We start from the raw sequence: 19454 nt of genomic DNA, 5'->3' as shown, positions 1-19454 counted from the left end.
GACCGGCGGTCCTTCGGGCCGGACCGGCTCCCGCTGGCCGCGGGCCGCCGGGCCGTTGTCTACTGGGCCGCCGGGCCCGGTCCGGGGCCACCCCTCCCCCGGCTGTCGCCGGGGGTGCCCCCGCCGGTGAACCCTTCCCTCGCCCACCAGGCGCGGGCGCGCAGGGCGGACGGAGCGGTCCGGCGGGGACGTCCTGTGGTGGACCGGGCCGAACCTATCCGGGCCGGGCCGCCGGTGCCGCACCGAGGCGGGGTGGATCACCCCTGTGGCCGTACGAATACCTCCCGGCCGCCGACCACCGTCGCCAGGCACACCGGAAGGGCGCCGCCCGGGCTCAGATCGGGCAGGCCGGGCGTGCCGGAGCGGGGGTCGGTGGACCAGCGGGCGACCCGGTCGTCGGGGGCCTGCACCACCAGTTCGCCGGTCCGCCAGACCGCGTAGTCGGCCGGGGCGCCGGGCACGAGGGTGCCTGCGTCGTCGCGGCCCAGTGCCCGCCAGCCGCCCCGGGTGTGGGCGGCGAAGGCGGCCCGTACGGAGATCCGGTGCTCGGGGGTGCGGTGGAAGGCGGCGGCGCGGACCGTGCCCCAGGGGTCGAGCGGGGTGACGGGCGCGTCCGAGCCGAAGGCCAGCGGGACACCGGCCTTGAGCATGGCGGCGAAGGGGTTGAGGGTGCGCGCGCGGCCGGCACCCAGCCGGTCGGCGTACATGCCGTCCTCCCCGCCCCACGCCGCGTCGAAGGCGGGCTGCACGGAGGCGGTGAGACCGAGCTCGGCGAAGGCGGCGATGGTGTCCGGGGTCATCATCTCGGCGTGCTCCACGCGGTGGCGGGCGGCCCGGATCCGGTCCAGGCCCACCTTCTCCGCGGCCGCGCGCACACCCTCGACCACGGCGGCGACGGCGGCGTCGCCGATGGCGTGGAACCCGGCCTGGAGCCCCGCCCCGGTGCAGGCGGCCACGTGCTCGGCGACCTCGGCGGCGTCCAGGTAGCCGGTGCCGGTGTGGGGGGCGTCGGCGTACGGGTCGTGCAGGCAGGCGGTGTGCGAGCCGAGGGCGCCGTCCACGAAGAGGTCGCCGGCGGCGCCGACCGCGCCGAGTTCCCTCGCGAGGGCGAGGTCGCGGTCGGCCCAGTAGCCGTGGACGCGCGGGCCGGGGTGTCCGGCGGCCAGTTCCAGCAGCCCGGCGAAGTCCTCGGCGGAGGAGATGTCCGGCCCGCCGCACTCGTGCACGGAGCCGATGCCGAGGGAGGCCGCCCGGTCCAGGGCCGCGCACTGCGCCTCGGCGCGCTGGGCGGGACCGAGCGCGCCGAGCGCGGCCCGCCGCACGGCGTGGTGGTCGTCCTTGGTCAGCGGCTCGTCGCCGTGCGGGTGCACCTGGGGGACGAGGTCCAGCAGGGCGGTGGTGACCACGGCGGAGTGCACGTCGATCCGGCTCAGGTACAGGGGGCGGCCCCCGGCGGCCTCGTCGAGCTCGGCGCGGCGCGGGGCGCGGCGCTCGGGCCAGCGGGCGGCGTCCCAGCCGTGGCCGAGGAGCACCCGGTCGGCGGGCCGCCGTGCGGCGTACGCCCGTACGAGGCCGAGGGCCTCGGGGAGGGAGCGGGCCCCGCTCAGGTCGAGGCCGGTGAGGGCGAGGCCGGTGGAGGTGGTGTGCACGTGGGCGTCGGTGAACGCGGGGGTGACGAGCGCCCCGCCGAGGTCGACGACCTCGTCCACGCCCTGCGCGAAGGCGTCGGCGGCGCCCTCGGAACCGACCCAGGCGACGCGGCCGCGTTCGACGACCATCGCGGTGGCGAAGGGGTCGGCGGGGCTGTGCACCTCACCTCCGCGCAGGAGGACGGTGCGGGTGGTTCCGGCGGTGGGGGCGTGGGCTCCGGCGGCGTCGGCGGAGGAGGTGCGGTCGGTCATGGGGACCAGTCTCGCCCCTCCGCCCGCCGCGGATTTCCCCGGGTGGGGGCGGGCGGCCGTGCGCGGGCGCGGGCCGTACCGGGGGCCGGCGCGCGGGACGGGGGCCTTGCGCGCGGGGCGCCGCGCCTCGAGGTCCGCCGGAGGCCCCCTAGACGCGGGGCGGACGGGCCTCGTAGGGGGTGGAGAGGACCACCGTGGTGCGGGTGGAGACGTGGGCCAGGGCGCGCAGCCGGCCGAGGAGGTCCTCGAGTTCGAGGGGGCTGGCCACGCGGACCTTGAGGATGTAGTTCTCGTCGCCGGCCACGCTGTGGCAGGCCTCGATCTCGGGTACGCCCGCCAGCCGGTCCGCGATGTCGTCGGGGGCGCTCGGGTCGAAGGGCTTGACCGAGATGAAGGCCGTCAGGGGCAGCCCGACCGCCTCGGGGTCCACGACGGCCGCGTACCCGCGGATGACGCCGCGCTGCTCCAGCCTGCGTACTCGCTGGTGGACCGCCGACGTGGACAGGCCCGTGGCCTTGCCCAGGTCCGTGTAGCTCATCCGCCCGTCCCGCACGAGCAGATCCACGATCTGGCGGTCCAGCTCCTCCATTGCGCTCATAGCCGCACAACCTATTGCCCCGAGCGGCTCCAGGCACAGCGGTGTCCACGCGGAAGTGGCACCTGCGGCGGGCATGTGACCAAAGCCACAGGCATGTACGGGCGTACATCCCGCTCTGGTGGTTACTCGTGCCGCGCGACGGGAAGTGCTTGGTGTGGCCGTGGCCGAAGTACCTGCCCGCCCGGCCCACCCAAGGGGGAATACATCCATGCAGAACACCAAGCGCGCCGGCCGTACCGAACCGGAGCCCCTGGAATCCGTCGGAACCGGTTACGCGGACGACGGGGAGTACCTCGAACCCGGCGACGCCGAGGACTTCGACGTCCACCACGCGGTCTGCCCCGACTGCGGGCAGTCGATCGCCCTCGTCGCCGACGAGGAGCACCTGCCGCAGCACGCGCTGTGCCTGACCCCGTGGAACCCGTTCGGGCTCACGGTGTGCGCCGGCACCGGCCGCCCCGTCGCGGACGCGCTGCCGACGCTGGGCGCGCTCCTGCCGGAGCAGCAGGAGCTGGAGGCCGTCGTGCACCTCGACCTGCCGCAGGGCCTGGACTGGCGGACGCAGCCGTTCTCGCACGTCGGCGGGCCGGGCTCGCGTCCCCTGCGGCCGGAGGCGGCCCCGCTGCCCCGCAAGAGCCAGCACGCGCAGGCCGCCTGAGCGGGCTCGCGTCCGCCGTCCGCGCCTACCAGTACGTGCCCTGCACCATGCCGGCCAGGCCGGCGTGGTGCAGGATCAGGCCGTCGGGGTCGGCGGGGACCTCCACCTCGCCGAAGTACGCCTGCCGGTAGGCGATGCGGAGCATGACGATCCCGTGCCGCAGGGCCGCGTACAGGGTGTGGAACTCCATGTGCGCGGGGGTGTGGCCGGTGAGTTCCGCGTAGCGGCGTTCCAGGTCCTCGCGGCGCAGGAAGTCCGGCAGGCCCGGCTGGCCGAAGCTCACGGTCAGGTCCTGGAAGAAGCGGTGCAGGTAGACGGTCCAGCCGAGGTCGACCTCGCGCGGGGCGTAGGCGGCCATCTCCCAGTCGAGGACGGCCACCGGCCGGAAGCCGTCGTAGACGATGTTGCCGATGCGGGCGTCCCCCCAGTTCAGGACCGGTTCGCCCTCGTCGGCCGGCCAGAGCTGCTCCAGCCGGTCGAAGGCCCGCTCCAGCAGCGGCGAGCGCGCCAGGCCGGACACCACCCACTCGTAGTAGGCGCGCTGCGCGTCGACGTGACGGCGCAGCGGGCTGCCCTCGCCCGCCGGGAGCAGGAACGCGGCCTCCTCGGCGGGGAACCGGTCGTGCAGCCGGGCGAGGAGGGAGATGCTCGCCTCCTGGAGTGCGGCGCGCTCGGCGTCGGTGGCGGAGTGCAGCCAGTTCCCCTCGTAGGTGTAGGGCATGACGTCGGGCGGTACGCGGCCCTCGGCGCGGGCCATCACGAAGAAGGGCGCCCCCAGCGGTGCCGGGTCCTCCTCCAGCCACAGCACGCGCGGGACGGGCAGGTCGGTGTGCTCGGCGACCAGGCTCATCACCCGGTGCTGGCGCGGCATGTCGTAGGTGGGGAAGACGGTGTAGGCGGCCGGGTCGGCGGCCAGCCGCAGGGCGCAGCCGCGGACGGGGGCGTCGGGGTGTTCGATGTCGAAGAGCAGGGTCTCGCTGGACATGCCGTTGGAGCCGGGGACGGAGGTGTTGACGACCTTCGCGCCCGGGAGGCGGCCGTCGAGCCAGGCCGCGAGGCGGCGGCCGAGTTCCTCGGGCTCGCGGGTGGAGGTGCGCGGGCGGGGTGCCGTGGCCATGGGCGGCGCTTCCTCTCTGGTGGGGGTCAGGACGCGACGGAGGAGTGGTCGGCGAAGCCGCTGGGGTCGTGCCGGCCGAAGCTGCCGTGTTCGAAGATGCCGAAGCCGGTCCGCCCGTCCAGGGTGAAGCGGGCCGAGTGGTCGGTGACGCCGAAGGCGGCCATGGGGTGCGCGGCCGGGTCGGAGAGGTCGTACGCGCGGCGGTCGGTCCAGCCCCGGCCCTGCCAGGTGCCGTGCTGCCAGTCGGTGGCGGGCGGGTAGCCGGCGCCGATGGCGAGCGGGGAGGAGTTGAGGATCCGCACGCCGAGTTCGAGGGGCTTGCGGGACGGCTCGGTGAGGTGGACGACGGCGCTCTCGGGGTGACGGCTGCCGGGGCGGTAGCGGATCTCGGTGTGCGGCCAGCCGAGCTGGACGTCGTGGCGGCCGCTGTCCTCGGGGAAGACCTGGACGGCCTCGCTGAGGGTGCGGTGGCCGTCGGCGTCCTCCTGGGCGATGACCATCAGGAAGCGGTCCTCGAAGCGGACGGGGATCCAGAGCCAGTGGAAGCCCTCGGGGCGGTGCTCCTCGGCGGCGCGGCCGCCGTCCTCGCCGGGTATCGGGCGCACTCCCCAGCTGCGGTCGCGGGTGCCGGTCCACTCCCCCGGCGTGACGGTGAACTCCTCGCCCCGGGCCCGGACGGTGCCGGTGACGCCGCCCGCCTGGACGAAGCGGCGGCCTTCGAGCATGAGCCGGTCGCCGCGGCGCTGGACGTGGTGGGGCTCCCAGACGGCGGGGAACTCCGCGGTCCAGGTGACGTCGTACGACAGCCCGTGCGGGTCCGCCGGGTCGGGGTCGCAGCGCAGGGTGAGCCGCTTGAGCGGTACGTCGACGGTGATCGACAGGGGTCCCACCGAGAGGTTCATCCGGTCGTCGGTGAGGGCGTCGGAGGCGCGGACGGCGAGGATTTCCCCGCCCAGGCGCAGGGTGGCGTAGGCGTCGATGACCCCGGCGTTGGGGTAGACGCCGAGGCCGAGGACGAGGACGGCGCGGCCGGCGTGGTCGAAGACGTGGAAGATGCAGCGGTCGTAGGCGTTGCGGTCCCCGCTGACGTGGTGCTTCATCGACAACGGGGCCTGGTGGACGGGGTATTCGTCCAGGGCGACGGGACGGTCCGCGGGCACGGCAAACCTCCTGGAGCGCGGGGGCGGGCAGGGCTGCTGAGCGGATATGACGGTACGTCAGATATCCCGCTCCCGGCCAGAGCCGTGGCACGCCCTGACGGCCCGGCACACCCGGCCACCGTGCCGCGCGGGACGGCGGGGCGACGGGGCGGGGCGCACGACCCCGCGCGCGTGGGACGGCTCGAACGGATGGGCGCGGGCGGGGAGGGGTTACCCGTGCGTCGGATCGGGCGTTGGCGGTGCATGACCACCCTCGAAACGCCGTCGGCGAGGGCGGGGCGCAGGCGGCGCCCCACCCCGCCGGGGTACGAAGAATCGGTTCAGCAGGCGGTTCCGCAGCCGGCCCGCCAGCACGGCCGGCCCCGCCAGCCCGACCCGCCGATCTACGGCGACCTGCTGGCCCGCTGGGCCGCCGACGGCCGCACCCTGCCGGGGCGGCGCGACCCGGAGTGGTCCCGGATCACCACCTCCCCGATCTGGCCGAGCGGCCCGCTGTACGAATCCTGAGCGGACGCGTACCGGCCGGCTTACCGGGGTGGGGGTGTCAGCGGTCCCCCTTCGCGCAGGGTCTTCCAGATCGTGACGACCGCCACGAGCTGCGCCAGGCAGAACGCCAGCGAGGCGAAGCGCATCTGGTAGACGTACGCGACGAGGCCGGCGCTGGTGGGCCAGTAGCGCCGCTCGCTCTGGAACGTCTGCACGTCCATGACCAGGCCGGTGAACGTCATGACCGAGGCGAAGGCGGCCATGGCCGGGGTCGTCCCCTGCATGCTCTGACCGATGGTCTGGGCGACCACCTGGTGGGCCGCGACCGGAACGGCGAACGCCGCGGCGACACCGAATGCCTTGCTCGGCCCGTGCCGTCCGGGGAGGTCGCGCCACAGAGCCCCGAGGAAGAACCCTCCGGCCACCCAGGTGGAGTGCCAGAACAGGACCTCGGAGAGGATGTCGAGGAAGCCGCTGCCGGACTGAGTGATCACGAGCCACGATTCGTTGCGGATCATCTCCGTCCAGTACATCAGGGCGGTGGCGGGCAGGCCGACCCAGCACGCGACGAGTGCGCCCCGGCAGGCATTGCCCCACCACGTGGGCATGGGCCCGCAGGCGAACGGCAGGTCGACCGGCCGTACCCCTTCCGGCAGACACCGGTCCAATGCGTCGATCTCGCGCTCGATCGACTCCTGCGTCGGGGTGCGTTCGGCGGACTGGCCGGCGCCCGCGCGCTGCAGCCGCGACTGGAGCTGCCGGAAGCGTCGCGCCAGGCGCAGCAAGTCGGAGCGGTCGGTCCTCGATACGGTCCTCCCGAGCGGGGTGTTGTCCGCCGAGGGCTGCTCCAGCACGGACCTGGCCTGTCCCAGAGCGAGCAGCCCCCAGGCCGCGGCGAGGCTGACGATCAAGACGACGATGTCGCCCGAGAAACCGTAGTACAAGGCGTAGCTGGGTACCGCGGTGAGCACGAACAGCACCACCAGCAGGAATTTCTCGGCCCGGTCGGGCGTGAACGAGTCTTCCTCGCGGTGTTCGGAACGGCAGACCCGGAGCGCCCCCACCAGGACCAGCGGTGTCAGGTAGGAAGCCAGCGGCGTCAGCGAGAAGAGAGCCTCGTTGGGGAACCGCCACCACCACTGGTCGTAGAAGGCGTCCCAATGCTGTCCGTACGTCTGCCAGCCGGGGTCGGCGAGCCAGGTGCGGTGTTCCCAGTCCCGCTCGAAGGCGACGAAGGCCCACAGGACGACCGAGGCCGCCACCACGAAGGAGACCGATGCCATCAGCCGGCGCGGCAGCCCTCCGTCGCCCATGAGCAGGACTCTCTGCCCCGACGAGACCAGCCCGAGCACGCACACGAAGACGACCGCCACGAGGACCAGCGGCACGATCCAGGAGCCGGGCGGCTGGATCTCGGCGTCGCTGCTGGTCAACAGGGTGGACTCGGACCATTCGACATAGACGTGGGCTGCCGCCAGACAGAGGGCGAAGGCGCACGCCCCGATGAGGAAGGCCTTCCCCACCCTGCCCAGGAAACACAGGACGAGCCCGAGCGCCAGCAGGGTGAAGAGCCAGACGCCCGACTCGTAATTCCACACCCAGGACCTCTGCCGGCTGATGAAGCGGAAGGCGTTGTCACCCAGGTAGACCACGAGGACGCACAGCGCCTGCAGGAGCGCCCAGGTCTTCATCAGCCGGAGCGACTGTTCCTCCCTCGGCGCCGGGTCGTTGCCGAGACCGCGCCGGAGCCTCCTCGCACAGAGCAGCAGCAACGCACTCGCCTGCAGGTACCAGAAGGCACCCGAGGCACTGCTGAGGCCGAAGGTCTCCCAGAACTCGCCCTCCGTCCAGGTGATGGCAAGCCACTGCTGTGCCGGGGGCGGACGGAACGCCACCTGGAAGGTCTGCTCGCCCTTCAGGTTCCGCCACTTCAGTTCGGTGCCCTTCTCCCCGAAGGCCGGCGCCGGGGTGACCGACATGGCACCGGGGCCGCCCAGCCGGACCCGCACCTCCTCCCAGGTGGCCCCGGCGAGATTCGGCGGCGGCCGCAAGGCGATGGTCCACTCGTTCCTGCGGGCGTCGAGCTGCCAGGGCCCCACGGGGTAGGAGTCAAGCTGCTGAACCCATACGACGGCCTCGTAGTGGACGGTGGTCCAGGTGCCGTCGGCCGTCACGGTCAGCGGTTTGAGCCGCCACTCGAAGACCTCGTAGGTGCTCTTCTGCGTGGCCTTCCCCAGCAGGCAGCGCAGCGCGGAGCGGTATCGCGGTGAGCGGGCGTCCAGGAGCAGGTCGGGAGCGCGCTCCCAGCTCGTCGGAGCCCGCACTTCCATCACGCTGGTGAGAAGGGTGTCGTCACGGCCGCGGTGGGTGAACTCCGCCGATGCGGTGACCTTGGCCCCGCGCAGTTGGTCCGCCCGGCAGGAGTCCACCGCCCCGGCGGCCCGGGCCCGCCCTCCTCCGGCCTGCACGGCGAGGACGGCGAGGACGGCGAGCAGCAGCACGTACGGCAGGGACGGTCCGGAGCGCGTGGGACGGATCACCGCCCATGATCTTCTCCGCCCGGCCCGGACGGCTCTCGGCGACACGGCAGAACCCCCGCGGGTTCACCTCGGCGGCCGAGAGCCGTCACGCGTCCGGCGTCAGCGGGTTTCGGGACCCGCCAGGTGGCGGGCGATGACCATGCGCTGGATCTGGTTGGTGCCCTCCACGATCTGGAGCACCTTCGCCTCGCGCATCAGCCGCTCCACCGGGAAGTCCGCGGTGTAGCCGTAGCCGCCGAGGATCTGCACCGCGTCCGTGGTGACGGCCATCGCCGCGTCCGTGCAGAAGAGCTTCGCCATCGCCGCCTGCCGGGAGAAGGGCTTGCCCGCGTCCCGCAGCCGCGCGGCCGCGAGGTACAGCGCCCGGCCCGCCTCGATCTTCGTGGCCATGTCGGCCAGCATGAACCGCAGCCCCTGGAAGTCCGCGATCGGGTGCCCGAACTGCCTGCGGCCGAGCGCGTACGCGAGGGCCTCGTCCAGCGCGGCCTGGGCCACGCCGATGGCGCAGGCGGCGATCCCGAGCCGGCCGGCGTCGAGGGCGGCGAGGGCGATGGTGAAGCCCTGGCCCTCCTCGCCGATCCGCCGGGCGTCGGGCACGCGGACCCCGTCGAAGTGCAGCTGGGCGGTGGGCGAGCCCTTCATGCCCATCTTCTTCTCGGGGACGGCCGCCGTGAGGCCGGGGGCGTCGCCGGGTACGAGGAAGGCCGTGATGCCCTTGGCGCCGGGGGCTCCGGTGCGCGCGAGGACGGTGTAGAAGTCGGCGACTCCGCCGTGGGTGATCCAGGCCTTGGTGCCGGTGATCAGCCAGTCGTCGCCGTCGCGGACCGCCTTGGTGGTGAGCGAGGCGGCGTCGGAGCCGGCGGCCGGCTCGGAGAGGCAGTAGGCCCCGAGCAGCCCGCCGCCGAGCATGTCGGGCAGGTGGGCGGCCTTCTGCTCCTTGGTGCCGTATCCGGCGAGGCCGTGGCAGGCCAGGGAGTGCACGCTGACGCCGAGGCCGACGGTCAGGCGGGCGGCCGCGAGCTCCTCCAGCACCTGGAGGTAGACCTCGTAGGGCTGGTCGCCGCCGCCGAACTCGCCGCCGTACGGGAGCCCGAGCAGACCGGACTCGGACAGCAGGGTGAAGACCTCGCGGGGGAACCGGCCGGTCTCCTCCTCGTCGGCGGCGTGCGGGCGGATCTCCCGCTGGGCGATCTCTCGTACGAGCGTGAGGAGGTCCCGGGACTCCTCGGTGGGCAGCTGACGGTCCACCGGCTGCGGGGCGCGGTCTGTCATGGCGGCGCTCTCCTCCCTCGTCGGGCACGGCGGCGACGCGTGAGGTGTGGGACGCGCCGCCGGGTCTCGGTGCTCTCACAGCCGATGCTGCCCTCCCGGATCGCGGAAGGGCTCGAACAGCGGCTGCGGCGGCTTGAGTATGCCCGATCAGGCGCCTTACGTCACCGGTGCGGGATCGCCATGATCATCCGGTGCGCTCGCGGGCTCCTCGGGAAGGACTGGAGGAGTGGGACAGCCGGGGACGAACCCCCCGATCGCGCTCGGTGCCGCCCTCGGCGCGGACGCGGCGGGGGGCGGACGCGACGGTCACAGCCAGCCGAGCTGCGTGACGAACATGGCCACGACCACCACCAGGGTCCAGCCGAGCACGTGCTCCAGCCAGGCGGAGTCTTCCTTCGGGCCGCCGGTGGCGACGAGGCGGCGGGCGTGGGCGGTGAGGGCTGCGGTGTGTGCGGTCATGCCGTCCAATGTGCCAGCGTTCACGGCTTTCGCGGTATATGACGACGGTCACTGGTGGCACCGGTCACGCCGCCGGGCCCCGGCGGCCTCCGGAGTTCGGAGGCGCCGCCGGGGCCCGGCGGCAGGATGCGCTCCCGGTCAGGGCGTCGTACGGGTGGTACGCGCCGCGTGCGCCGCGTTCCCCGTGCGCTGGCGACCGCCCATGGCGACCATGGCCAGTCCGAGGCACAGGGCGACCACGCCGGTGATGACGTTGCTGACGACACTGCGGGTCGTGTCCATCTCACCGGCCATGACCCAGGGGGCCACGATGGTCCAGGCGCCGATCGCGACCGCCGTCCAGGCCATCGCGTGTGTGCGCTCGTACGCCGTCCCCAGCCCGCCCATGCACAGGCAGAAGGCAAGACCGGCGATCAGGTTGTTGATGGCCAGCGGGCCCAGCACGCTGAACCCGGCTATCCATGGCGAAGCCGCCAGGTAGAGGCCCGTGATCAGGGCCAGTGCCTCCACGGCCTGCGCGGCGGGAGTGGTCGTCACTCGCTCGAACCGATTCCGCATCTCGGCGAGGTCCGGGTGGTGTTCGATGCTCGAATGGGTGGTCATGGTGGGCTGCCTCCTAGAGAAGCCTTATATGACCTTTATGCCCGCATTTCACCCATTCAGCCATCCGAACCGACGGGCTTTCCCGGAGTCCGCCCCTCAGAGCACCCCGACCTCCCGCAGCGCCCTGACCTGGTCCGCCCCCGGCCGGGCCGGGGCGTAGAGGTAGCAGACGCCGCCGCTGCCCGAGACGGTCTTCCCGGCGGCGTTGCGGCGCTTGGTGCGCAGCCACACGTTCTCCCACTCCCGGCGCTTGTAGACCCGGCGCACCGACGCGTTGTCCGCCGAGTTCGGGTCGTTGGCGATCACGTCCCCGGCCGCGGTGAAGCCGATCACGGCCATCAGGTGCCCCGCCGTGCCGTAACCGGCCCCGGTGAGCTCCTGCGCGAGGAAGGACTGGGAGGTGATGACCGGGATCCCGGCCCGGACCAGGGTCTCCAGCTCGGCCAGGGAGGCCAGCCGGGTGACCACCCCGGCCATGTCGCGGTAGGTGGCCGCGTAGGCGGCGTTGAAGGGCCAGTTCCCGCAGCCCTTGTACGCGGCGTCGTACGTCGAGCGGGCCGCGTGGCAGACCTGGGGGTCGGAGTATCCGGGGCGGACCCAGCTCAGGGCGGCCGCGCTCGCCTTGCGGCCCCAGTACTCGATGACCATCTGGGAGGAGGTGGGGCTGCACCAGGCCTCGCCGCCGTTGTCGTACTCGGGGTACCGGCCGGCGTGGACCTCCTGTGAGTAGCGCGGCACCTTCAGCTCGTGCGCCCGGCCCGAGGGGGCGGTGGCCGGGACGGTGAACCGGTCCGGGACGGCGGAGGCCATCGCCCCGGCCAGCCAGACCCTCGGGCCCCGGGCGGCACCGGGCTTGCGGTGGAGGGTCAGGCGCAGCTGCCAGCCGGTGATGCGCAGGCCGGCGGCCGCGGCCGGGGCGTCCACGGCCAGGGTGTCGGTCCAGACGGTGGTCCGGCCGTCGGTCTGCCCGTCGACGGAGGTGCGCCGGATGTCGCCGTCCCCGGCGGCCCAGCGGCCCATCACGTACCAGGGGCCCCGGGTGCCGTCGCCGTAGGCGGGGCGCAGCTCGGTCTGGACCCAGGTGCCGGCCGGGGTGCGGGCGTTCCAGGAGGCGACGGCCTCGGTGGCCGGGACGGTGGAGCGGTGCACGGGCGAGGTCCAGGTGGCGTACTCCCAGGTGGACTTGCGGGCCGTGTGGGGGTCGGTGTACTCGGTGCGGCCGGCCGGGGTCGCGATCTCCAGGCCCGGGCGGGCACCGGCGACGGCGGTGGTGCCGCGGTGCGTGCCGGCCTGCCAGTGGGCGTACGCGTACCAGAACCGGTTGTCGACCGTCCGGGCCGCGGCCGCGCCGCCGCCCGCGGCTTCCCCGGGGGTCCGCGCGGGAGACGCGGCGCCCGTCGGGTCGGACGCGCCCGTCGGGTCGGATGCGCCCGTCGGGTCGGCGGCCGAGGCCCGGCCTCCGGGGACGGTGGCCGCGGTGGCGGCGGCGAGGGCGACGGCCAGCAGGGCCCTGCGTGGCGTGGGTGCGGTCATCGGCGTGTTCCCCCAGGGGGTCGGTCTGGTGGTGCGGCTGCTCCACCTTTCCAGTTCCCGGCCGCGCGGCGGCGAAGCCCGGGGCCCGTGTCGGGGCCCTTACCCTGGCCGGGTGCAGCCTCAGCAGTCACTCGAACCACTCGCGCGGGAGATCGCCGCCCTGCCGCCCTCCCTCGGTCCCGTCCGGCTGATCGGGATCGACGGGCACGCCGGCTCGGGCAAGAGCACCTTCGCCGAGCGGCTCGCGGCGGCCCTCGGCGGCGCGCCGGTGCTGCACCTGGACGACGTCGCCACCCACGAGGAGCTCTTCGGCTGGCCTGAACGGCTGCGGGCGCAGGTGCTGGAGCCGCTCGCCGCCGGACGGGCCGCGCACTGGGCCGCGTACGACTGGGTGGAGCGCCGCTTCGGTCCGGAGCGGGTACTGGAACCGGCACCCGTGCTGCTCGTCGAGGGCGTGGGGGCGGGCCGGCGGGCGCTGCGGCCGCATCTGGCGCGGCTGCTGTGGATGGAGACCCCCCGCGAGGTGTCCTGGGGACGCGGACGGAACCGGGACGGGCGCGAACTGTCCGGCTTCTGGGACGGATGGGAGCGCGCGGAGCGCGCGCACTTCTCGGACGACCCTTCACGCCCCTTCGCCGACACCTTGGTACGCCAGAGCGGTACGGGATACGAGTGGACTTCCGGGGCTTCTGCGACCCCGGGAACGGCCCGTTCGGACACGGAGCGTCACGGACTCCCCCAGGCCTGAGCGAGCCCGGGCCGATGGCCGCGCGGGGCTTCCCCGACCCGCTTGACCCGGGCCCGGCAACCGCCGTACGTTCTGAATGCGCGGTCTGCGAAGGCCGCCGCGGACGCGAAGCCCCCGGTTGTTCCCCCGTGATCGGGGGCTTCGCTCTGTCCCGGACCGGGTGCGGCACGCGCCGCTCCGCCCACCGCCCCTCACCCTGAGTCACCCCCCGCCTCCCGGACATGTCCACGACCCGTGTCCACCGCACCCTGGGTAAGGTGCGTCACCGCAGGTACGATGCAGCCCTGATTTCATCGGCGGGGTCGGCAACTCGCGTGCGCGGCGCGGAGTTCGGCGCGCACCACGGGGCATGCTTGTGGGGGATGTGATGGACTTCGGCATGCCGGGCAGCGCACACGCTCCGGCCGAACTGGCCTGGCTGCGCGGGGTCGACGCCTGCACGATGGGCGCCTACCCGCAGGCCGAGGAGGAGTTCCGCACGGCCGTCGGGCTGGATCCCGCGATGGCCGACGCCTGGCTGGGACTGCACGCGCTGCGGGTGGACACCACCAACGCCTTATTGCGGATGTACGCCCACCGGGACCGCTTCGGCGAGCAGCGCGCCCGGCACCGGCGGACCCTCAACTCCTGGTACTGGCTGGGCTGGTGGGTGCAGCCGGTGCTGGAGAGCCGGCGGGACCTGCTGCTGGCCCACGCCTCGCACTGGCTGGACGGCCGCCACGTGCCCGAGCTGGACCAGGCCCTCGCCGCGCTGCCGCCGGTGGACACCGACCCCCAGGTGCGGTTCCTGCACGCCTGCCGGGCCTACCTGGTCAAGGACTGGGAGCAGCTCGTACGGCACACCGAGCCGCTGGTGCTCGACCCGCTCCTCGGAATCGAGGCGGGGCTCTTCGGCGGGATGGCGCGGGTCCGGCTCGAAATGTACGGGCAGGCGGAGCCGATGCTGTCGGCCGCGCTGATGCGGTGCCGCAGCGAGCAGCCGCAGCGCAAGGAGCTGCGGTACTGGCTGGCGAGGGCCCGCGAGGGCACCGGGCGCAGCGCGGCGGCGCTGCCGCTGTACCGGGCGGTGCACCGGGTGGACCCGGCGTTCATGGACACCGCGGCGCGGCTGACGGCCATCGAGGACAGCACCGACCCCGACGACATGGCGGGAATGGCCGACGCCTTCGGCTACGGCGGCTACGGCGGCCACCTGAGCGAGGGCTCGGCCGGGCACTACGCGGCGGTCGCGCTGGGCGGCGGGGGCGGCGGCGGTGGGGGGCCGGTCCAGGACATCGCGCCGGACGGGCAGGCGGAGGCCGATCCGCCGACGCCCGGGGAGCCGCCGGGGACGGGCCGGGTGGAAGGCGTACGGCACCGGCTTCCGGTGCCCCCGCAGGGCGCCCCGCCCGGAATCCCGGCCGGGCCGGCCGATCCGGCCCTGCTCGCCGAGGCCCTGGCGGAGCTGGAGCGGATGGTGGGCCTGGAGCCGGTGAAGCGGCAGGTGAAGGCCCTCTCGGCGCAGCTGCACATGGCCGGGCTGCGGGCCGCCCAGGGGCTTCCGGTGCAGCCGCCGAAGCGGCACTTCGTCTTCTCGGGGCCCTCGGGCACGGGCAAGACCACGGTGGCCCGGATCCTGGGGCGGGTCTTCTACGCGCTGGGGCTGCTGGGCGGGGACCACCTGGTGGAGGCGCAACGGGCCGACCTGGTCGGGGAGTTCCTCGGGCAGACCGCCGTCAAGGCGAACGAGCTGATCGACTCCGCGATCGGCGGGGTGCTGTTCGTGGACGAGGCGTACAGCCTGTCCAACTCGGGCTACAGCAAGGGGGACGCGTACGGTGACGAGGCCCTCCAGGTGCTGCTGAAGCGGGCCGAGGACAACCGGGACCACCTGGTGGTGATCCTGGCGGGCTACCCGGCGGGGATGGACCGGCTGCTGGCCGCCAATCCGGGACTGTCCTCGCGGTTCACGACCCGCGTGGACTTCCCGAGCTACCGGCCGGCGGAACTGACCGCGATCGGCGGGGTCCTGGCGGAGGCGAACGGCGACTGCTGGGACGAGGAGGCGCGGGAGGAGCTGCGCAGCATCAGCGGCCACGTGGTGGAGCAGGGCTGGATCGACGAGCTCGGCAACGGCCGGTTCCTGCGGACCCTGTACGAGAAGAGCTGCGCGTACCGGGACCTGCGGCTGGCCGGCTTCGCCGGTGAGCCCTCCCGGGAGGACCTGGCGACGCTGCGCCTGCCGGACCTGATGCAGGCCTACGGCGAGGTCCTCTCGGGCCGCGGCCCGAGCCCGTCCTGACGCGCCCCACCGCACCGCGCGGCGACGCGACGCCGCTCCGGCCGGACCGGTGGGACCGGGGAGGGGGGAGCCCGGTCCGGCCGAAGATCATCGGACGGTAGGCTCGACCCGCAACACGGCGCGAAGGAGAGCCTCGATGGCGCGGGTTGCAGTGATCGGCGGAGGTATCAGCGGGCTGGGAACGGCCCTCATGCTCGGGCGGCGGGGCCACCCGGTCACCTTGTACGAACAGGACTCCCGGGAGGCCGGAGACGACCTCGACCGGGACTTCTTCCACTGGGAGCGACCCCGGGTCCCGCAAGCCGTCCAGCCGCACTCGTTCCTCGCCCCCGTACGCACCGTCCTGCGCGCGGAGACCCCCGACGTGTACGCGGACCTGCTGGCGCGCGGCGCCCGGGAGTACCACGAGTTCGACTGGTTCGGCGAGCATCCGCCGCACCGGCCCGGCGACGAGGAGCTGGTGACCCTGCGCACCCGCCGCATCGTGCTGGAGGCAGCCCTGGCCGCGGCCGTGCGGCGCGAGCCCGCGGTCGACGTGCGGCGGGGCGCCCGGGTGAGCGGCCTCGTCTTCGAGGAGGGCCGTCCGCCCCGGGTCACCGGCGTGCGGGTGGGGGAACGGACGCACCCGGCGGACCTCGTCGTCGACGCCTCGGGCCGGCGTTCGCCGGTTCCCGCGTGGCTCACCGCGGCCGGCTGCCGCCCTCCGGTGGTCGACAGCCACCGCACCGGGCTGGCCTACCTGTGCCGCTGGTACGAGCTGCGGGCCGACGGCCCGCGCCACCCCGGAAGGGTGAAGACCGGCTCCGCCTCACCGTTCGCGCTCGCCGGAGTCTTCCCCTCCGACAACGACACCTTCGCGTTGCACCTCGTCGTCTCGACGGGTGATCCGACCCGTGGCGCGCTCACCGACCCGGCCGTGTTCGAGGCCGCCGCCCGCCGCTTTCCGGCCGCTGCCGCCTGGCTCGGCCTGGACCCCGAGCCGCGGTCGCCCGTCCTGGCGATGGCGGGCCTGGACAACCGCTGGACCTCCCTGACCGACGACGCCGGGCCCGTGGTCACCGGGCTGGTCAACGCCGGGGACAGCCTGATCCACACCAACCCGACCCTGGGGCACGGCGCCGCCCTCGGGCTGCGCGCCGCCCAGCACCTCGCGGCCCACGCGGACCGGATCGCCGCGGACCCGGCCGGCTACCACGCCTGGACGGTGGAGGCCCTGCGCCCCTGGTTCGACGCCCAGGTCACGGCCGACCGGGGGAACGAGCAGCGCCTCGCCGAGGGCGCTCCGCTCACGGACCGGCGGGCCGCTGCCGTGGGCGCCTGCGCCTTCGACGACCCCGTGGTCATGAGGGCCCGGGCCCAGGTGCGCCACCTCCTGCGGCCCGCCGCCGACGCCTACGCCACCGAGGAGGTGGACCGGCACGTCACCGCCTGGCTGGCCGCCCGCCCGGAGTTCTCCCCGGCGCACGACGGCCCGGGCCGGGACGAGTGGGAGGCGCTGATCCCCGCCTGAGCCCCGGCTCGGGCCGGGGCCAGCCCGCGCCGGAGGGGATCAGGCGCGGGCGTGCGGGCGGTGGGCCGGGTCGCGGACCTCGCCCACCAGCATCTCCAGGACGTCCTCCAGGGCCACCAGGCCCAGGATCCGGCCCGACGGGTCGGCCACCTGGGCCAGGTGGGTGGCGTCGCGGCGCATCACGCTGAGGGCGTCGTCCAGCGGGAGGGTGGAGCACAGCGTGGTCATCCGGCGCCACACCCGCTGCGGCACCGCCCGCTCGCGGTCCTCCAGGTCGAGGACGTCCTTGACGTGGAGGTACCCCATGAAGGCCCCGGTGTCGGAGCGGACGGGGAAGCGGGAGTAGCCGGTGCGCACCGTCAGCTGCTCGATCTGGCGGGGGGTGACGGCCGGGTCCACCGTGACGAGGCGGTCCCGCCTGAGCAGGACGTCGGTGACCGCGCGGCTGCCCAGTTCCAGGGCGTCCTCCAGGCGCTCCTGCTCGACCGGTTCGAGGAGCCCGGCCCGGCGGGAGTCCTTGAGGAGCCGGCCCAGCTGCGCGCTGGTGTAGACGGCCTCCACCTCGTCCTTCGGTTCGACCTTGAACAGTCTCAGGACGAGCGCCGCGCACGCCCCGAGGGCCGTGGTGACGGGGCCGCAGAGGCGGGCGAAGGCGACCAGTCCGGGGCTGAACCACAGGGAGGCCTTCTCGGGGGCGGCCATGGCGAGGTTCTTCGGGACCATCTCGCCGATGACCAGGTGCAGGAAGACCACCGCGGACAGGGCGACCACGTAGCCGAGGGGGTGGATCAGGCCCTCGGGCACGTGCGCGGCGTGGAAGGCCGGCTCCAGCAGCCGGGCCACCGTGGGCTCGGCGACCGCCCCGAGGGTGATCGAGCACAGGGTGATGCCGAACTGGGCGGCGGCCATCATCCGCGGCAGGTTCTCCAGGCCGTACAGCACCTGGCGGGCCCGTTTGGACTCGCCGGCCAGGGGCTCGATCTGGCTGCGGCGTACGGAGACGAGCGCGAACTCGGCGCCGACGAAGAAGCCGTTGGCCAGGACGAGGAGCAGGGCGAAGAGCAGCTGGAGCGCGTTCACCGGGCGGCGCCTTCGAGCTGGGCGGCCGGCTGGGCGCTCGCGGGGGCCGGTACCGAGCTGAGGCGGACCAGCCGCACCCGTTCGGCGCGGTTGCGCCGGACCTGGCGTACGGACAGCCTCCAGCCGGGCAGCTCGGCACGGTCCCCGGGGGCGGGGATCCGGCCGAGGAGGTCGGCCACGAGCCCGGCGACGGTCTCGTACGGCCCCTCGGGCACGTCGAGGCCTATCCGGCGCAGGGTGTGCACACGGCAGCTGCCGTCGGCCTCCCAGGAGGGCCGGCCGTCCTCGGCGGGTACGGCGGCCAGTTCGGGGCTGTCGTCCTCGGCGAGGTCGTGTTCGTCACGGACCTCTCCGACGAGTTCCTCCACGATGTCCTCCAGGGTGACCACGCCGGCGGTGCCGCCGTATTCGTCGACGACCACGGCCATCGGCTGTTCGCTGCGCAGCCGCTCCAGCAGCGGCTGCACCGGCAGGGAGCCGGGAACCAGCAGCGGGGCGACGCAGATCCGGCCGACGGAGGTACGGGCGCGTTCGGACTCGGGCACGGCGAGGGCGTCCTTGAGGTGGACGACGCCGGTGACCTCGTCGATGCGCTCGCGGTAGACCGGGAAGCGGGACAGGCCGGTGGCGCGGGTCAGGTTCAGCACGTCGGCCGCGGTGGCCGTGTGCTGGAGGGCGCTGACCTTCACCCGGGGGGTCATGACGTGCTGGGCGGTGAGCTCGCCCAGCGAGAGGGTCCGTACGAAGAGGTCGGCGGTGTCCTGTTCGAGCGCGCCCGCCTGGGCCGAATGGCGGACCAGGGAGACGAGCTCGCCGGGGGTGCGGGCGGAGGCCATCTCCTCGGCCGGCTCGACGCCCAGCGCCCGCACGAGGCGGTTGGCGACGGAGTTGAGGCCGGCGATGACGGGCCGGAACGCCCGGGAGAAGACCAGCTGCGGGCCGGCCACGAAGCGGGCCACCTGGAGCGGCCGGGAGACCGCCCAGTTCTTCGGGACGAGCTCGCCGACGACCATCTGGACGGCCGAGGCGAGCAGCATGCCGATGAAGACGGCGACGCCGGAGACGGCGCCCGCGGGCAGGCCGGTGGCGGTGAGGGGCCCCGACAGCAGGGCCGCGAGGGCCGGTTCGGCGAGCATGCCGACGACGAGGGAGGTGATGGTGATGCCGAGCTGGGTGCCGGAGAGCTGGAAGGACAGCTCCCGCAGGGCTTCGACGACCGTGCGGGCACGGCGGTCGCCCTCGGCTGCGGCGCGCTCGGCCTCGGGCTTCTCGACGGTGACGAGGCCGAACTCGGCCGCCACGAAGAAACCGTTGGCGAGGATCAGTGCGAAGGCCGCCACGAGCAGCAGTAGCGGGATGGTCATGCCGCCGCCTCCGTGGGGAGGGCGGCGCGGGTATTACCGGACGGTCCGTCCATTGCTGGAGGGAGTCACTCCTCTGGTCGCAGGTGCCCACGGGCCACGGGGTCCCGGGGCGGTGGGAGGGCGCACGGGCGCGCCCCGCCACCA

16 protein-coding genes are annotated in these 19454 nt (G+C 74.1%); 5 read left to right on the top strand and 11 right to left on the bottom strand.

Annotation, left to right across the window (positions count from 1 at the left end; genetic code table 11):
• Positions 1-257: 257 nt before the first annotated feature.
• Complete coding sequence (locus ACZ51S_RS30740) at positions 258-1901, bottom strand: amidohydrolase (RefSeq protein WP_468962614.1); 1644 nt, start codon at positions 1899-1901, stop codon at positions 258-260.
• A gap of 148 nt (positions 1902-2049) precedes the next feature.
• The gene (locus ACZ51S_RS30735) at positions 2050-2490 is read right to left on the bottom strand and encodes an Lrp/AsnC family transcriptional regulator (protein WP_164721043.1); all 441 of its coding nucleotides are present in this window, start codon (positions 2488-2490) and stop codon (positions 2050-2052) included.
• 217 nt (positions 2491-2707) lie between these two features.
• Between ACZ51S_RS30735 and ACZ51S_RS30730 the strand changes: the two genes are divergently transcribed.
• The gene (locus tag ACZ51S_RS30730; protein WP_468476989.1) at positions 2708-3157 is read left to right on the top strand and encodes a hypothetical protein; all 450 of its coding nucleotides are present in this window, start codon (positions 2708-2710) and stop codon (positions 3155-3157) included.
• Between the two features lie 25 nt (positions 3158-3182).
• Here ACZ51S_RS30730 and ACZ51S_RS30725 read toward each other — a convergent pair whose 3' ends face one another.
• Both ACZ51S_RS30725 and ACZ51S_RS30720 read right to left on the bottom strand, forming a co-directional pair.
• Complete coding sequence (locus tag ACZ51S_RS30725; protein WP_468476990.1) at positions 3183-4274, bottom strand: phosphotransferase family protein; 1092 nt, start codon at positions 4272-4274, stop codon at positions 3183-3185.
• A gap of 26 nt (positions 4275-4300) precedes the next feature.
• A complete protein-coding gene (locus ACZ51S_RS30720) occupies positions 4301-5374 on the bottom strand; it encodes an Rv3169 family protein (protein ID WP_468962637.1) in 1074 nt (357 codons plus the stop codon).
• A 303-nt stretch (positions 5375-5677) separates the two neighbouring features.
• Here ACZ51S_RS30720 and ACZ51S_RS30715 point away from each other — a divergent pair, with 303 nt between their 5' ends.
• Entirely contained in the window at positions 5678-5941 is a 264-nt protein-coding gene (locus ACZ51S_RS30715) for a hypothetical protein (RefSeq protein WP_468962611.1), read from the top strand.
• Between the two features lie 20 nt (positions 5942-5961).
• Here the strand turns inward: ACZ51S_RS30715 and ACZ51S_RS30710 are convergent, their stop codons facing one another.
• The 5 genes from ACZ51S_RS30710 to ACZ51S_RS30690 all read right to left on the bottom strand — a co-directional run bounded on the left by ACZ51S_RS30710 (position 5962) and on the right by ACZ51S_RS30690 (position 12327).
• Positions 5962-8460 (bottom strand): DUF6185 family protein, encoded by a 2499-nt coding sequence (locus ACZ51S_RS30710; protein ID WP_468476992.1) that lies wholly within the window; start codon positions 8458-8460, stop codon positions 5962-5964.
• A 99-nt stretch (positions 8461-8559) separates the two neighbouring features.
• Positions 8560-9732, bottom strand: a complete 1173-nt coding sequence (locus ACZ51S_RS30705) for an acyl-CoA dehydrogenase family protein (RefSeq protein WP_468803779.1) — start codon at positions 9730-9732, stop codon at positions 8560-8562.
• 306 nt (positions 9733-10038) lie between these two features.
• Positions 10039-10191, bottom strand: a complete 153-nt coding sequence (locus ACZ51S_RS30700; RefSeq protein ID WP_388943731.1) for an SCO1431 family membrane protein — start codon at positions 10189-10191, stop codon at positions 10039-10041.
• A gap of 138 nt (positions 10192-10329) precedes the next feature.
• A complete protein-coding gene (locus ACZ51S_RS30695) occupies positions 10330-10794 on the bottom strand; it encodes an SPW repeat protein (protein WP_468803780.1) in 465 nt (154 codons plus the stop codon).
• A 96-nt stretch (positions 10795-10890) separates the two neighbouring features.
• Positions 10891-12327, bottom strand: coding sequence for a peptidase C39 family protein (locus ACZ51S_RS30690; protein WP_468962608.1), 1437 nt, complete (start codon positions 12325-12327; stop codon positions 10891-10893).
• 112 nt (positions 12328-12439) lie between these two features.
• On the opposite strand from ACZ51S_RS30690, the gene ACZ51S_RS30685 reads away from it, so the two are divergent.
• From ACZ51S_RS30685 to ACZ51S_RS30675, 3 genes are all read left to right on the top strand, one after another.
• Positions 12440-13075, top strand: a complete 636-nt coding sequence (locus tag ACZ51S_RS30685) for a uridine kinase family protein (RefSeq protein ID WP_468476995.1) — start codon at positions 12440-12442, stop codon at positions 13073-13075.
• Positions 13076-13442: 367 nt separating this feature from the next.
• Positions 13443-15356 carry an AAA family ATPase gene (locus ACZ51S_RS30680; protein ID WP_468477036.1) on the top strand — a complete coding sequence of 638 codons (1914 nt, stop codon included), beginning with the start codon at positions 13443-13445 and terminating at the stop codon, positions 15354-15356.
• Between the two features lie 136 nt (positions 15357-15492).
• Positions 15493-16866, top strand: a complete 1374-nt coding sequence (locus tag ACZ51S_RS30675) for an FAD-dependent oxidoreductase (RefSeq protein WP_468476996.1) — start codon at positions 15493-15495, stop codon at positions 16864-16866.
• Positions 16867-16905: 39 nt separating this feature from the next.
• Here the strand turns inward: ACZ51S_RS30675 and ACZ51S_RS30670 are convergent, their stop codons facing one another.
• Both ACZ51S_RS30670 and ACZ51S_RS30665 read right to left on the bottom strand, forming a co-directional pair.
• The gene (locus ACZ51S_RS30670; RefSeq protein ID WP_468476997.1) at positions 16906-17946 is read right to left on the bottom strand and encodes a hemolysin family protein; all 1041 of its coding nucleotides are present in this window, start codon (positions 17944-17946) and stop codon (positions 16906-16908) included.
• On the bottom strand, positions 17943-19310 hold the full coding sequence (locus ACZ51S_RS30665; RefSeq protein ID WP_468476998.1) for a hemolysin family protein: 1368 nt from the start codon (positions 19308-19310) through the stop codon (positions 17943-17945). Before ACZ51S_RS30665 ends, ACZ51S_RS30670 begins: the two co-directional genes overlap by 4 nt.
• Positions 19311-19454: the final 144 nt, after the last annotated feature.

The organism is Streptomyces sp. NPDC034043 (assembly GCF_055575675.1).
This window is presented reverse-complemented; position numbering and strand designations above follow the sequence as displayed.